Genomic DNA, 15,373 nt, shown 5'->3' with positions numbered 1-15,373 from the left:
CACTTGGAACCTGAGACCGCCCTCCCCAACCAAAGCCGGCATAAAAATAGATGATGAATTAAGCCCAAATCCAAGAAGTATACCGCCATACTGCCTTGCAAGGTCCATCGACATAAATGTAGATGTAAGTCTTTGATTTGTAAATAAATCTTGTAACTGATCACGAAGACCGCTATCGAAAATAACTTGAACTCCGCACGAAACCCTGCCAGTAGTTCTTTCGAACCCATTAAGGCTTACAACAAGATTCGCGCAATCCATCATGAATAGCGTCGACATAGAAACAACAGCAACAACAAATATAAATATCTTAGCTGACGTACTTTTTATCCCGTACAAACAGGAGTACAAAAAAATCGCCAATAAAGTTGTCAGGATAGAAATAGGAGAGAATGTAATGCTTAGAGCGATCAGAGAAAGTGCAATATCAATCTTTGATTTTCTTAACCACCCAACAATCATTAATACCGCAGCAATCGGAGCAAATGAGGACGGCTCGGACAAGAATGCTTGCGGTCTAATCAAGTGCTCTGCAAAATATGTATTTAGAAGAAGTGAGACACCTGCTGTATAAAAAACAAACAGAGAGGCGACCGCAATTACCACAGAAAACCTTGAGAGAAAAATAAATACATCACAAAACTTATAAAGATCATCCCTGGCAATAGTCAGCGCATAAATACAAACAAAAAACAAATAAACCCAAAGCCTTATAGCGGCATAAAGATATTCAGCCCCATCCCCTGGCAATCCGGACCAGGGTATTACAAAACTAGAGTAGTATGCAATTTGCAAGAAAAGAAGAAAAAAAGATGAAAACAATACAAAAATTAGCGCCCTTCTCCTAACCGGATATCTAACTATGGCATAAATAGAAACTGCGATTTGCAAAACACCCAAATTAAACGATATGTATTCATTTTCACTTCCATATTGAAACCTATAGAAAAAATATCCAGACAAAAACAACACAAACTCAAACGTTCTAGATCTTAGCGTGATGATCAAAAAACTCTCCTTGTGAATTCGTGCATCCTTAGCTGTCAGATTATCTCCGGCGCCATTAATATATTGGTACGAGTTACACCCTCCCAAAAATCAAAAAACAGAAACCTAAAATACGAAAGCTATGCACTTTAGCTATAAGAACCTGCAGCAACAGGTTTATTCTAGACCAGATCTCCGCACCCGGTATTTCTTGATGCGAAGGAAGCATACGCCAAAACAAGCGCTCCGGTACTTATCGGCACCGGCTGGCTTGCTGGACGGCGGGATAAACCAGTCTGGGGCGTTAGGACGCTTTATGTTGTCCGGGAACGGTGCGCTCTCTGGCCAATCACGCAGCGCCTGGGCCTGGAGCGCCTTGCCGTCAGATATGTGGTAGAGCCCGCTTCCACCTGGTCGGGGTGCCGGTCCACCGCACCATCACTCAATGGAAGCCCGCCATCTCGCCAGTTACGCTCAATGGCGGCCGCCTGACATTCTGAAAAGATCAACTTGGTGCAACAGGCCACTTAATCGTGGCCGGGAAGCCTGCCTGCTGATAAACGCCGGCTTGGCGCCCGGCGTTCGGGAGGATCAGCAGTAGCTGCTGCTCTGTAATTTGCATAACGAAAAGCCTCTTACTCGCTGAGTTGCTCAATCAACCAGGTGGGCGCGACGGGGCGACCGGTACTGTCAGGAAAAATTGGCGTCTCTGGCCAACTGCGCAACCCCTGCCGGCAACCCTGAAGCGCCCTGTATTGCTCCATCGTTAACGTGGTTTCTTCGCCGCTCTCCACCTCATCCCGGTGCCGATTGATAATTCCGTCAGTAACCAATAACTGCGCATCGCGCCAAGCACGCTCGATAGACGCGAGCTGCTCTACCGTAGGCGGCGGAGCGTCCACGAGAAAAGGAAGTCCATTTTCATCATGAGCACGAACTTCCCCTGGTGCGGGATTCCCAATTACTAACAAAACCAACTCATCGGATATTTCTATTGCATCATTGGAATATCTTTATTCACACCCGCTAGATAAAGATTCCCGGTGGACTTGCTATATAGTCTTGACATGCACCCCTCCTAAATTACCAGCCAATTACAAACCAAGACACGTTATACCCGCCCGACGAATACGTTGTAATCTGATTCAAACTTACAGTTTTGATAATGCCTTGCGGTCCGACAGACGCATTAGCAAAGGTCCCCCCTATAGCTTTCATTACACCATTAGGGAAGGCCATAGGTAGACTCGTAATTTTGGTGTCAGAGCCAGTGTGAGCAGTCTCACCCCATTGAAAAATTAGCCCTCCCATCCAAACCGGGAGTACGATATAACCATTGGCCGCTCCCAACAAAGAGAACCCTAGCCTTAACTTCGCCACGGTAACTGCGTCTGAATTGTTAGTTAACCCAACCGTCACATCATTGGTCGCAACTTTAATAATACCTGCGACCCCCTCTGTTGCGCCTACAATCAGTGTTGCCAACCGAACACCCAGAGTTTGCGGCGTAACGGCTGTAGAGTTGTCGATGCCCGCGTTCACTTGAGCCTGCGTAGACAGTTTCAGTACCCCAGCCACAGCAGTCGTTGCCGAAACCCAAAGGGCATCTAGTCTATTCTTGAGCGTCAGAGGGGTCACAGCAGAGTTATTGTCAAGACCACCCATGATCTCCGCGCCCGTCGATATTCTGATGAATCCAGCGACAGCCGTGGTTGTTCTGACCGGCGCCCGGCGCCCGATCGTGGGCCGAGTGTTATGCCGGCGATACCGTGTGAAACGCCGTGTATACCGAGGCAGCCCAAGAACTAAAGGACGCCATGGACCTGGCCTACCTGAGTGGCCAACGCCCCGCCGACGTGCTCAAGGTGGCCACCACAGATTTGAACGGCGGATTCCTAGGGGTGACACAAGGCAAAACCGATAAGAAGCTTCGACTGCGATTGGAAGACGACGGAGTGCAATCTGGGCTGAGCGCTTTTATCAGCGACCTCCTAGAACGCAGGGCCCTGAACGGTATTAAAACATCGACGTTGATCACCAACGCATCCGGCCTGCGAATGAGCCAGCAGATGCTGCGCAACCGCTGGGATGAAGCCCGCGAAAAAGCAGCCGTCAAAGCCGGCGCCGACGGTGACCCTGCATTGGCCGTACTGATCCGCCAGTTCCAGTTCAAGGACATCCGCCCAAAGGCCGCTAGCGAGATCGAGCTTACACATGCCAGCCGCCTGCTCGGCCACAGCACCGAAGAGATGACCAAGCGGGTCTATCAGCGCGTGGGTGAGATCGTAAAGCCCACGAAATAACGCGTCACAAACTCTCCCCACCAGTTGCGACTCCCCCCTCAACGCCTCCCAAAGTGCAGGGGGTTGCGAAAACGATTGTAAAAGTTGCGGAAACGTTCTCAAATCGCAGGCAATAAAAAACCCCGTAGATCATTGATCTACGGGGTTTTAAGAGTGGAGGCCGAGGTCGGAATCGAACCGGCGTAGGCGGATTTGCAATCCGCTGCATAACCATTTTGCTACTCGGCCTCAAACGATAAATGCCTTACAACCGACATTCACCGCATACAAACTTGAGTGGGCTATGTGAAGCTTGCCTCTACTCTATCTCATTGAAAACATTGAAGTTTTTAATGCTTCAGTGCGTTCGATGGGCGCAATTATGTACTCATTTGCCAGGGCTTGCAACCCCTTGATTTCAAAAAATATTCTCTCAAGGGGCAGGCATTCCTGGTGGGCTACCCTACCGCCCGGCTTCTTCCTTGTCACGGATAACCTGCAATTGATACTGCGGGTCCGCCTTGATCTGCTGTTCGGTAAACGGCAGCGGGCTGAGTTTTTTCTCGGAAAACGCCTGGGTCTGGTCCTTGAAGTATTTCGACGCGGGGTCGCTGGACAAGGAGAATGCCAGCACACCTTCGGCATTGGGCCCCTTCTCGTCGAACGTCACGATCTGCAGGTAACTGCTGCCGCTGACTACCTCGCGCTTGCCATCGGCCCGAGGCACGCTTTGCATGGCGTTATAAACGCCCAGCTCTTGCGGGCCGCCGTGGATCGGTATCTGGCCCGAGACCTGAATATCACCCCAGCGGCTGTCCGCCGTCAGCCCGCGCTTGGCCACGTCGGCGGCTGACGCGAGCATCGCTTCATGCAGTGCCTTGGCCACGTTTGCCCGATCGACCGCCAGCCCACGTGGTGTGGTCAGGGGTTGTGCCGGATCGAAACCCACCTTCCACGCGTCCGGCGCTTGCGCCAGTTGCTCCGCCAGGTTGATGAAGTGCACCAGGCCCAGGCCGCTGTCGAGGTTGGCGCGCTGGTCCCAGTTTTTCAGGCTGTCGCACACCGATTTCACGCTGGCATCGGCACCCGCGCAGAACTTCAGCAAGTCCGGCATCACCTGGCTGGCAAGATACACCTGGTTGTCCATGACCATATTCTGCAGGTCGGCGACCTGGATCGGTTGCTTGTCGAGCTCCTGCAAGCGTTGCAAGGCAAAGCGCGCACGCGGGCCCAAGCCGATCTTGTCCTGGCTGATAACGGGCGAGAATCCGGTCAAGGGTGCCTTGGGGTTGACCAGCCAGGCCGAGTCATTGGAGTGCTGCACGTAGTCGGTGCGCTCCAGTTGCGGCAGTTGCTCGGCGGGGAAGATCCCGGCCTGGGCGGCACGCGGGTCCACGTCCCAGGCGCAGGCGCTGCGAGAGCCGTCGAGCATGATGAATTGCAGCCCGACCCGTGGGTCACTGCACTGTGCGAGCTTTTTCGCGCTGACGTTCGGCACCACCGACAGGTTCATGTACAGGCTTTGACCCTGGTCATCCGCTGCCACCGTGTTGACCCACGGGATACCTTGCAGGGTGTGTACCGAGGTTTGCAGTTCCTTGAGGTTCGCTGCGCGGTTCATCGCGTACCACTGTTGCAGCACACGGTCGTTGCCCAGGTTGGCATCCCGCAGGCTGAAGGCATATTTGGCGTCCCAGTCGAGTTTGCCCGGCCATTGCACGATGGGGCCGAACTGCGAGCTGTAGACCGTGCGGGACTGTTCCCGGGTACCGCCGTCGGCAGTTTTTACCGCTACCTTGATCGTGGTTTTATCCATGGGCACGGACTTGCCGTCCAGCAAATAGCGAGTCGGGTCCTTGGGGTCCAGAGTCAGGCGATACAGGGTGAAGTGCTTGGACGTATCAACGGTGTGCGTCCACGCAACGTGCTGGTTGAAGCCGATATTGATCACCGGCAGGCCCGGCAACGCAGCGCCCATCACATCCAGCTGGCCGGGGATGGTCAGGTGCATCTCGTAGAAACGCATGCCGCCCACCCACGGAAAATGCGGGTTGGCCAGCAGCATGCCGCGGCCGTTGAACGAACGGTCACGCCCCACCGCCACCGCGTTGCTGCCACGGTCCAGGGCGAAACGTTGCTGGTTGGCCGCCGCGACCTCAAACGCCTTGCTGTCCACCTGGGCGACGGTGTTGGGCGGCGTGGCCCCCACCAGGGCCTCGGCAAATTGCCCGACGCCACCTTCCACCAGCAGCCGGCGGGTCAGCTTGACCAGGTCTTCGGCCGTGATCGGCCGTACCCAGGCCGCCTGGCACTGCGCCGGCAAACCCTGGGCAGTGCGCTCCTTGAGGTAGTGGTTGTAACCGGCAACATACCCTTCAATGCGCTGCTGCATCGCCGGGGGCTGGGCCTTCCAGAATGCCGCAACGGCCTGGGGAGTGTTCAGCCAGGTGAAGAACACGTCGTTGGCAAGGTTGTTACGCCCTTCCAGGGTCGCCTGCTCGGGACCAAAGTACCTGGCACGCTCGCCATTGACCGTTACCACCTCATTGGCCAGCAGGCACAGGTTGTCCTGGGCATAGGCATAACCGATGCCGAACCCCAGCCCACGCTCATCGTTGGCCCGGATATGCGGGACACCAAAGCTGGTGCGACGGATCTCGGCGGTGGCCTGTTGCTCCTGCACCCGCGCCGTGGCCGAAAGACTCAGCCCCAGCAACGCCCCTGCCACACACACCCTGAACAACCCGTTGGAAATAATCACGCAGACTCCACAGCCAAATTAAACACCGCGACGAGGGACAGCTTCGCCAACACCTCAGTTAAGACGTAAATACCGGGAATAATTTTAGCAGCCGCAGGCGTTTATTCGGACAGGTCGGTATGTCTCCAGGATGTTACCGACAAAATTTCTACATCCCCCGCTTCATGATTTGTGCAGCTCGTACGTCTTATTAACTAAGAGCGCCATCATTTTCCTGATCAGGCTCTGATAAGGAGTTTCTGCATGTACAACTCGCAACTGCCCACGGAAGGACACTCACCCATGCATGACGGAGGTTTTGCCACCGGCAACCAGGCGTTCGGCAAGGCGCCGGAACATGGCAACCAGCGTATTCGTCATTTGCTCAAATGCTTTGGCCTGCGCACCAGCCTGATCCGGCTGAAGGTCATCGACGCCCTGCTGACCGCCGCCGACAACCAGCGCACCCTCGGCGTGCGCGGCGTGCACAGCCATTTGCTGGAGCTGGGCATCCCGTTGTCGTTTCTCAGCGTGCGCGAGGTGCTCAAGCGCCTGTGCACCGAAGGCGTGATCACCCTGAACGCCGACAAGAGCTACAGCCTGCACGAGCAGGCTGCCAAAGTCCTGGAAGGCCGGGCCTGACTCAAAGGTTGGGCTTGACCTTGCGACGCATCACACCGTTGATCACCACCACGGTTACCGCTACCGCAATCGCGATGTACTGGAACGTCTTTTCGCTGATGACCCCGTTGTTCTGCAAGTAGGACAGGCCAAACATCGTCCCCAGCACCAGCAGGGAGATCAGAATCGAGTATTTCAAACGTTGCTTTTGGGTCATGACGGGTTCCTGAAGCTAAAAAATTGTGTCCACTTTGTATCGACTACCACACCAAGCACATACCTGTTAGCGGGGATGGATTGGGGTCGGCGGGGTCTCATGTTACAGGCGATGAAAAACTTTGGCTTGCCCAACGCCTGATTGAACCTGAGAGCACCCTAGAGGATTTTGAAATGCTTCGTCGAATCACACTGCTGATTCCCTTGCTGATCATGTTGAGCATGAGCGGCTGCATTATTTTCCCCCACGGCGGCGGCGGTTGGCATGACCATCGCTACAGCGAAGGCGGACCGGGGTATTACCATCGCTGATCGGTCATCCGTACATTTTCTGACATCTTGAACACTTTACAGGCGGAGCCATTCCCCCTGCTTCCGACACTCAGCAAGAGCGTCCAGGAAGCAGGGAGGTTTTCCTGAAAGGCGCATTCCTGAATGAGCGTGCCTAAAGGTGTTCACAATGATAGTCAGCAACTCGGTTCCTTCCTCCACTGCATACCCACCACCGCCCCCTCCTCCGATACCACTCCCCGATATACCGTCATACCCCGATGAAATATTGCAAAGCGCAACGGACATTCCGGACCCCGCGGCTGACACACCGCCCCCCAATGGCCCGAAAGCCTTGGAGACCGCGCTGGCTGACCGAAAAAACTGGCAGGCACTGGCGCAGCAGCTCACTCATGTCGCCACGTTGGCAGGACCGAACGCGCCGTTTCTGGTGGTGCGATCTGCGCTGGGAAGCACGCTGATGGACCTCGCGCCCAACTCTTCTTACCCCCCAAATAGTGCTAACGCCGTGAGTCTTGCAAACTTTCTCAAGGCTATGGGCCTGCCCGAGCCAACCACCCATGATGAGCTGCTGACCCTGGCGCGCACATCGCTGACACGCTCCCACCCCCATCCATGGGGAAATCTGGGCGGCGCCTTGTCCTGGCCCCTGCCCTTGAGCACACCTCAGCAGAACGAACTGCTCACCGCCGCCAGAGAACATGCCGCTGGCGCTCCGGATGTTCAGCAAGCAAGCCAGCAGTGGGGGCTCCTGGAGTTTCTGAACGGTAACCTGCCGCTCTCCAGCGACGCCTCGAGCGATCCGGCCAAAACGCTGGAAGCCCTCATCCGTTCTCCCCGAGGCCAGGCGCTGGGAGAGGCCTTGCAGACCAAGCTGGAGAGCATTCCGACTGATAGCAGTGTGAATGATCACGTACTGGCAGCCATCAACCTCGATCTGGATCAGGAATCCATCACCCAACCGCATCGCAACAAAGTGGCCGGATTCGACCTGTCACATAAACAATATTGGGGCAAACCTACCTCGGCGATCGTCGCCGGCCTGCGCGAGCACTTGAGTGATACCGGCAAAACCTCACCTGCCAACGCCTCGCTGGGTACGCATCTGCTGTTGATGCGGGCGGCGCCGCAGTTGCTGATCAAGGATATTCCCGACAGCGTGGTCTACGGCAGCCTGGCCTGGGCCAACCTGTGCATCGCGGCGGCCGCCATCGAAGCCAGGTCCCCTGGCAGCGTAGCGAACATGAGTTTTGCCGAAGTGATGATCGCCGCCGACTCAAGTGGGCCCGCGCCCGAAGCTGCCCAAACTGCGGCATTGTTGGACTGGGCCGTGGTCAATGGGGTGCTTGAGGCGAAAGACGACACGCTTTACGAAAAACCAGACATTGATACCGCCATGGACGCGTTCAACTATCAATTGGACAAGCTGAAACACGCCTCCGGCTTGCTTGACATCCCGATGCCCAGCCGCAAGCAGATGGCGCTGGACCTGCTCAAGGAAAAATTTGGCGAAGGCGTCCCCTTTGAAGAGAAGGTGTTGCTCAAGCCCAACAAAACCGCCAACAAGACGATCCCCACTCGCGGCCCTTATTCCATGCTGGACCTGACCATGCAAGGCGAGAAAATAACGGCATCAGACTGGGAGCTCAAACCTGGAACGCATGGCGTCGACCTTGATGCCTTCGCCACCTTTACCCATGGCCCCGGCTTTAAAGTCCCCGACACCTTTGACAAAGCCATTAGCCAGACCATAAGCGACTATAAAACCGTCAAGAAATATTCCATCTTGAACGCCCTCGCCAACCTTCCACCGGAGGACAAAGAAAACTTGCGGTTAGGAAAGCTGAACTTCTACAAAGAAAAATCCTACAGAGTCAGCTGGACACCATTCGCGGGAGAAACCCTCTTCCATACAAGCAAAAAAATACTGGTCACCACAAAACACCAGAACAAGCCGTCCACCTATGAGTTCGATACCGAAAAAGGCAGCATCAGGAAAGTCAGCAACGCAGTTATCACGCGCCAGGACCAGAAGATCGCCAACGAAGTAAGCCGAATAGAAGAGTTCTCCACCTTCGATGCCAAGCGCGACTATATAAAGCAAGAGAACCCGCTCGAGGGATCCAATCCCAACCTGTTCAGGAATTTCCGGGCGGAGTACCTTGCGGATTCAATCGTCGAAGGGCTCGATCTGGAATCCGTCAGGCAACAAGCGGCCGGAAGTACGCCGGATGAGCATAGAAGGACCGTCGCCAGCACCATCGGCAACTTTTTTCTCGACCTTGTTCCGCTCAGGTCGGCCATCGTCAACTTCAGTAATGGCAACTATAAAGATGGGTTCTCTGACCTGGCATTTGATGTGTTCGGCTTTCTCACGGCAGGTGCAGGCGTCGCCGCGAAGGTCGGAAAAACCCTGAGCACTGCCAGCAGCGCGGCCAGCAAAGCCCTCAAGCTGAGCAAGATTTTCGGGGTTACCGCACTCTCGGAACTCAATCCGCTGAGCGGACTTGGCGACCTGGTAGTCGGCGCGGGAAAACTCGCCATCGACGGCGCAAACGCAGCCACCCAGGGCTTGAAAACGCTCAAGGGTACAGCGAGCAACAGGGAGCTTGCCGCCGCCGGCACTCGATATGACGCAGCCGCTACCGGCTCATTCCAGATGGGCGAGCAGACGGTCGAGGGCAGCGCGGTGCAGATCAAGGGCAAGTGGTACGCTTTCGACGCACAAAAGCACCAGCCATACGGCAGCCCCCTGCAAGCGCTCAGTAGCGCTGATACGCTGGAGCCCTCCCCCAACGCCTATGCCGCTTCGAGCAAGAGCACTCACCGGTTTAACCCGATAAACACCGTCAACCGCCCACCTCCAATCAGGAAGCCGTTACCCGAGGGCCAATACGTGGAAAGTTTGAAAGGCAGGCTCGAATCATCCCATTTCAAATCCGACACACGCCAGGCAACGCTGGATAAGTTTCGGGTGGAAATGGAGGATTATTACGATGCGATAAAAGACGGAGGCCTTCCGCCGCGCCCTACAATCCCCGATGTTCCCGTACCGATCCCCGCAGCCGATCTGATCACAAAGGCATTGAAAGCATCAAACGGCGTGGTGTTTGGAGAGTCTCACTCGCAGATGGCCAGCTTTAAAATGCTGTTCGACAACGTCGATACGCTAAAAAACCAGGGTGTAAAAAAAGTCTACTTCGAAGGGTATATCGACTACATCGGTGGCCCCGTTGATGATGGAATCGGAATGCTCGGAAACAGCAACACTCGCCGCACGAATCCAACACTGGAGCAACTCAAGAAAAAATTTGAAGACAATGGAATAGAGCTTTTACCCCTCGATCACTATTATCTGACGCGACATAGACACGACAAATCCCGTGATCGCACCCGGACTGGCGTCAACTCTGAAAAGCGGCTCAAGGAGTTCAACTACTACGCTGCGGAAACCATCCAGGCAAACTCGGGCACCGAAAAGTGGGTCGCGTTAGTGGGGAGCGCGCACATGAACACCTCCGAAGGTGTTCCGGGCCTGGCGGAACTGACGGAAAGCATCGGCATCGGGGTTTTTGACAACAGGAACATGACCCACAGCAGCATCGGGCTTAAAGCAAAAAACCCTGCGCCAGACCCGAACCGGCCATTACAGCCCAACGATATTCCAGGCGACCTGCGCATCTACGTGAAACCCTGAGCACATCGCAAAGGCCCGGAAAGCCTCCGAGCCTTTGCATGAGGTGTTCACCCTCCATGCACCCAGCGCTGATGCAACCAGCGCGCAAACGCATCCAGGGCAAACCCCAACAAGCCGATCAGCAGCACCATCGCCATCAGCTCCGAGTAGGCCAGCCGGTCGCGAGTGTCGAGGATGTAATAACCCAGCCCGGCACTGACCCCGAGCATCTCGCACGGCACCAGCACGATCCACAGGATCCCGATGGCCAGGCGCACGCCGGTCAGCACGTGCCCCATCACCCCGGGAATAATCACCCGGCGCAAGGTTTCCCAGCGCGTGGCGCTCAGGCTCTTGCTCAGTTGCAACCAGCGCGGATCGAGCTGACGCACACCCGCCGCCGTATTCAGCAGAATCGGCCACACCGCTGCGAACGCCAGCAGGAAGTAGATCGGCTGGTCGCCCACGCCCATCAACATCACCACGATGGGCATCCACGACAGCGGCGAGATCATCCGCAGAAACTGGAACGCCGGCGTGGTCGCCGCCTCCAGCTTGCGCGAACTACCCACCAGCAAGCCCAGCGGTACACCAATCAGCAATGCCAGGAACAGCCCGACGAAGATCCGCTTGAGGCTCACGGCTATGTTCAGGTACAGCTCGCTGCGGCCCAGCAACTCCCACAGGCTGGCGAGGGTCGCCGACAGCGAAAACCGCGCAGACAAACCGTCCGCGCTGCCAAAGACCTTCACCCCCAGCCACCAGAGCAACAACAACCCCGCCAACCCGCTCAAGCCAAGCAACCAGCCCGGCAACCCCAAGGTTTTGCCGTTGTTCAAACGCCAATCTCCTCGTTTCGCTCAAAGCCCTCAGGCAAGCCGAAGGTCTTCATGCCGCCCACCGCCGCGATCGCATTGCGCACGAAGCGGTCGTCCACCAGGTCCTTGGCGACAAACGCGGGGTCCAGGTCGGCGAGGAATTTCTTGTCGCCCTCGATCAGCGTGTCTTTCAGGCGGCGTACCAGTTCCTCGGTGTAGCTGGGGAATGGATACGGCTGGAAGTCGATGCGGTGCTCGTCCCAGTTGGCGTGCTGGATCGCGCCGTCAGCCAGGTAAGCCGCACGGTCGCTGGCAGCCGGCGCCAGGACTTTGCGCAGCACTGGTTCGGCATGCGGGGTGTAGCGGTTCTCGCCGTCCTTGGACAGCAGCTTCACCGCCTCTTCACGGTTGTCACGGGTCCAGACCTGGGCCTTGACGATCGCATTCACCACCTTCTGCGACCATTCTGGGCGGTTGGTCAGGTCGTGCTCGTGCATGAACACCACGCAGCACGCATGGTTGCGCCACACATCGCCGGTAAAGCGCTGTACACGGCCCACGTTGAGGTTTTCCGCCAGGGCGTTGAATGGCTCGGCGACGATGTAGCCGTCGATGCGCTTGCTGGCCAGGGCCGGCGGCATGTCCGAGGGCGGCAACACGATCAGGTTGACCTCGTTGGCGGCAATCGCACTGCCGGCGGCACGGGCCACCGGGGTCAGGCCGTTGTCGCGGAACAACTGCTGCACCACCACGTTGTGAATCGAGTACCAGAACGGAATCGCCACCGACTTGCCGCCCAGTTGCTTCACGTCGGTAATGCCCGGCGACACGGTCAAGCCCGAGCCACCCACATGGTTCCAGGCCACGACCTTGGCCGGGACCTTGCTGCCATACCGCGCCCATACGGTCATCGGCGACAGCAGGTGAATCACGTTGACCTGCCCGGAAATGAACGCCTCGATCACCTGCGCCCAACTGCGCAGCAGCACCGGGCGCTCGGCCTTGATGCCTTCGGCCTCGAACAGGCCATTGTTGTGGGCCACCAGCAACGGCGTGGCGTCGGTGATCGGCAAATAGCCGATGCGTACCGGTGCGTCCGGCTCACTGGCCGCCCGGGCCTGCAAGCTGCTCAGCAATGGCAAGGCTCCGGCGGCACTGAGCACGGCCGAGAGTTTGAGAAAGTCACGGCGCGAGTGAGTGAGGTCATCCAGACACATGGCAAGGCTCCAGCAGTTCAGGGGGTTGGGGGTCAGTGCGGCTCGCCCGCCGTAGGGTTTTGAGAATTTCGATGCGCAGGGTGCCAATGGCTTCCACCTGTTCTTCCCGCGGTTGCGGCAAGTCGATGCGCCATTCGCCGAGGGTCCGCGCCGGGCGGTTACCCAGTAGCAGAATCCGGTCGGACAACAGCAGCGCTTCGTCGATATCGTGGGTGATCAGCACCGCCGCCGAACCTTGCTCGCGATTGACCTTGAGCAGCAGGTGCTGCATGTCGGCACGGGTCACTTCATCCAGGGCACCGAAGGGCTCGTCCAGCAGCAATACCTGCGGCTGGCGTGCCAGGCAACGCGCCAGCGCCGTGCGCTGGGCCATGCCGCCGGACAGCGCCGCCGGGAATTGCTGGCGGGCGTGTTCCAGGCCTACGGCGTGGATCGCATGGTCGACCCGGCTGCGACGTTCTTCAGGGCTGAGGTGCGGCTGGCGGGCAAAGTCCAGGCCGAAGGCGACGTTCTTTTCCAGGCTCAGCCACGGCAGCAGGCTGGGGTCCTGGAACGCCACCGCCACCCGCGGGTGCGGGCCATTCAACGGCTCGCCCAACAGGCGGATGCTGCCGCCCTGGGGCGCTTGCAAACCGGCGAGCACCCGCAGCAGGCTGGACTTGCCAACGCCGCTGGGGCCGAGGATCGACACCACTTCGCCGGGCTGCAATTGCAGGTCGAAACCTTCCAGCACCGAATTGCCCGCATAGCCCAGGCAAATTCCCTGGGCGTGCAATACCGCCTGGCTCATAGATTGGCCTGACGGTTCAACTCGGTGCGCAACTGCACCAGGCTCGGGGTCACGATCGGCACAAATGCCGACTCGCGCCAGCGCCGGGCAAAACCGCTGCCGTGGGCCGTCAGGTAGGCCTTGCCGCCGCTGGCTTGCAGCTCCAGTTGCACAGCGCTGGCAGCGATTTCCGCGAGGGCGATGCGCAGGCGGAACAACGGTACCGGCTCAGTGCCGAAGCGGCCGGCCAGCAGGCCTTTCTTCAGGTCGTTGACCGCCTGTTCCAAGGAGGTACGCAACACTTCCAGCTCTTCACGCAATACGGTGCGGCTGGAGCCCAGGTGATTGGCCACCTCCGCCAGCGAGCGCCGCGCCAGGCCGATGGACATGCCGCATTGCAAGCCCAGAAACGCCGGGCGCACGGCCGGCAGGAACTTGCGTGCATCCTCATGCAACAACCAGTCGCGGCTCAGTTCCACGGCTTCAAAGCCGAGGGCTGCGGTATTGCTCGATTGCAGACCCAACAGTTCCAGGTCACGGGAACGTTGCAGCCCGGACACCGAGTCCGGGATCGCCAGGATAAACGGCGCGCCGCCCTGGGCATGCTCGATGGCGGCAGCCACCACAAACCCATTCTTGCGCAGGTTGGTCACCCAGTGCAGGCGGCCATTGAGGTTCCAGCCGTCGTCGGTCGGCTCGGCGCTGATTTGCAGCGACTCGATGCCAGACAAAAACTTCATCGCGTTGGACAGCCCGGTCGCCCCGGCCAGCTTGCCGCTCAGCAGGTCCGGCAGCAGTTGCTCGCGCAGGCGCTGGTTCGGGCTTTGCAGCAGGTATTCGATAAACGAGCGTTGGCCCCAGCACACAAACGCCGACGCCAGGGAATGGCTCGCTACGTCGGCGATAGCTTCCACCGCGCCGGTGACATCGCCGCCCAGGCCACCGAGGTCCTTGGGCACACCGATACGTAATACATTGGCCTCTGCCAGCCGTGGCAGCACTTCCTGCGGATCGCAACTGCCCACATCCAGGGCCTGCGCTTGAACATCGAGCCAACGGCTCAAGATTGGGTCAAGCATTCATGTTTCTCCTTGTTGCAGCATGTTTACCATCGCGAACGCTTGCGCGCCTTCAGCTAGCCGGTTTTTCCCAACGGTATTGCGCCAGTTCCGGGTTCAACGGGGTACGGGCAAACACGTTGGCGAAGTTACACAGGGTGGCCAGGCTCACACCCAGAATAACCTCAAGGGCATGACCGTCGGTGTAGCCTGCCTCACGGAACGCGGTGTAGCCGGCGTCGCTGACATCACCGCGGGTGGCGATCACTTCACGGGTGAACGCTGCCAGTGTCTCATAACGCTCGTTGGGCAGTTCACCGCGCTGGCGCAGGGCGTCGATCACGTCTTCCGGCAGCTTGGCCTTGTTGCGCGCTACGGCAGTGTGCCCGGCGACGCAGAAATCGCAACCGTGGTTGGTGGCGGCAATCAGTTGCACCACTTCGCGGTCGGCCAGGCTCAGGTCAGACTTGGCGTTCAGGCCCGACACGGTAATGTAGGTTTCCAGGGCTGCCGGGGCATTGGCCAGCACCGCCAACAGATTGGGGATGAACCCGGAACCCTTCAGGGCATTTTCCAGAAAGGGCTTGGCCGCCTCAGGAGCGGTTTCCAGGGTTAGCATCGGTACGCGGGACATGGAGTGGTCTCCTCATGGATTCGTGTACCAAGTCTGTTGGTTATAAAAAATCCGCTCAATAGTC

14 protein-coding genes and 1 tRNA gene are annotated in these 15,373 nt (G+C 57.6%); 4 read left to right on the top strand and 11 right to left on the bottom strand.

Going from position 1 to position 15,373, the window contains the following annotated elements:
* The 3 genes from HYE77_RS01550 to HYE77_RS01545 all read right to left on the bottom strand — a co-directional run.
* The coding region (locus HYE77_RS01550; protein ID WP_177068309.1) for a hypothetical protein at positions 1-1,008 on the bottom strand (1,008 nt) is incomplete at its 3' end.
* 614 nt (positions 1,009-1,622) lie between these two features.
* Positions 1,623-1,889, bottom strand: coding sequence for a phage tail assembly chaperone (locus HYE77_RS32505; RefSeq protein ID WP_008435093.1), 267 nt, complete (start codon positions 1,887-1,889; stop codon positions 1,623-1,625).
* 181 nt (positions 1,890-2,070) lie between these two features.
* Complete coding sequence (locus HYE77_RS01545; protein ID WP_177068308.1) at positions 2,071-2,652, bottom strand: hypothetical protein; 582 nt, start codon at positions 2,650-2,652, stop codon at positions 2,071-2,073.
* Positions 2,653-2,768: 116 nt separating this feature from the next.
* Between HYE77_RS01545 and HYE77_RS01540 the strand changes: the two genes are divergently transcribed.
* Positions 2,769-3,290 (top strand): tyrosine-type recombinase/integrase, encoded by a 522-nt coding sequence (locus HYE77_RS01540; protein WP_371321552.1) that lies wholly within the window; start codon positions 2,769-2,771, stop codon positions 3,288-3,290.
* A 154-nt stretch (positions 3,291-3,444) separates the two neighbouring features.
* Here the strand turns inward: HYE77_RS01540 and HYE77_RS01535 are convergent.
* Positions 3,445-3,518: transfer RNA gene (locus HYE77_RS01535), tRNA-Cys, on the bottom strand.
* A 214-nt stretch (positions 3,519-3,732) separates the two neighbouring features.
* Positions 3,733-6,030, bottom strand: a complete 2,298-nt coding sequence (locus tag HYE77_RS01530) for an acylase (protein ID WP_177068306.1) — start codon at positions 6,028-6,030, stop codon at positions 3,733-3,735.
* Positions 6,031-6,273: 243 nt separating this feature from the next.
* On the opposite strand from HYE77_RS01530, the gene HYE77_RS01525 reads away from it, so the two are divergent.
* Positions 6,274-6,651 (top strand): hypothetical protein, encoded by a 378-nt coding sequence (locus tag HYE77_RS01525; protein WP_032899365.1) that lies wholly within the window; start codon positions 6,274-6,276, stop codon positions 6,649-6,651.
* A gap of 1 nt (position 6,652) precedes the next feature.
* Here the strand turns inward: HYE77_RS01525 and HYE77_RS01520 are convergent, their stop codons facing one another.
* Positions 6,653-6,847, bottom strand: a complete 195-nt coding sequence (locus HYE77_RS01520) for a hypothetical protein (RefSeq protein WP_003207574.1) — start codon at positions 6,845-6,847, stop codon at positions 6,653-6,655.
* Between the two features lie 173 nt (positions 6,848-7,020).
* Here HYE77_RS01520 and HYE77_RS01515 point away from each other — a divergent pair, with 173 nt between their 5' ends.
* The gene (locus HYE77_RS01515; protein ID WP_003207572.1) at positions 7,021-7,158 is read left to right on the top strand and encodes a hypothetical protein; all 138 of its coding nucleotides are present in this window, start codon (positions 7,021-7,023) and stop codon (positions 7,156-7,158) included.
* A 313-nt stretch (positions 7,159-7,471) separates the two neighbouring features.
* The gene (locus HYE77_RS01510; protein WP_256347089.1) at positions 7,472-10,834 is read left to right on the top strand and encodes a membrane-targeted effector domain-containing toxin; all 3,363 of its coding nucleotides are present in this window, start codon (positions 7,472-7,474) and stop codon (positions 10,832-10,834) included.
* 47 nt (positions 10,835-10,881) lie between these two features.
* On the opposite strand, the gene HYE77_RS01505 is transcribed toward HYE77_RS01510, so the two are convergent.
* From HYE77_RS01505 to HYE77_RS01485, 5 genes are read right to left on the bottom strand one after another with little or no spacing between them, the layout of a single operon-like run.
* Positions 10,882-11,634 (bottom strand): ABC transporter permease, encoded by a 753-nt coding sequence (locus tag HYE77_RS01505; protein ID WP_172834573.1) that lies wholly within the window; start codon positions 11,632-11,634, stop codon positions 10,882-10,884.
* 14 nt (positions 11,635-11,648) lie between these two features.
* Positions 11,649-12,848 carry an ABC transporter substrate-binding protein gene (locus tag HYE77_RS01500; protein ID WP_010171568.1) on the bottom strand — a complete coding sequence of 400 codons (1,200 nt, stop codon included), beginning with the start codon at positions 12,846-12,848 and terminating at the stop codon, positions 11,649-11,651.
* Positions 12,835-13,638, bottom strand: a complete 804-nt coding sequence (locus HYE77_RS01495) for an ABC transporter ATP-binding protein (protein WP_003207565.1) — start codon at positions 13,636-13,638, stop codon at positions 12,835-12,837. The genes HYE77_RS01500 and HYE77_RS01495 overlap by 14 nt, the downstream gene beginning before the upstream one ends.
* Positions 13,635-14,696 (bottom strand): acyl-CoA dehydrogenase family protein, encoded by a 1,062-nt coding sequence (locus tag HYE77_RS01490; RefSeq protein WP_003207563.1) that lies wholly within the window; start codon positions 14,694-14,696, stop codon positions 13,635-13,637. Before HYE77_RS01490 ends, HYE77_RS01495 begins: the two co-directional genes overlap by 4 nt.
* A gap of 52 nt (positions 14,697-14,748) precedes the next feature.
* The gene (locus HYE77_RS01485) at positions 14,749-15,309 is read right to left on the bottom strand and encodes a carboxymuconolactone decarboxylase family protein (protein WP_003207562.1); all 561 of its coding nucleotides are present in this window, start codon (positions 15,307-15,309) and stop codon (positions 14,749-14,751) included.
* Positions 15,310-15,373 lie beyond the last annotated feature (64 nt).

Source organism: Pseudomonas sp. IPO3774, assembly GCF_013386835.1.
Classification (GTDB): Bacteria; Pseudomonadota; Gammaproteobacteria; order Pseudomonadales; family Pseudomonadaceae; genus Aquipseudomonas.
The sequence above is the reverse complement of the archived record's forward strand: the minus strand, read 5'-3'. Positions and strand labels throughout refer to the sequence as shown.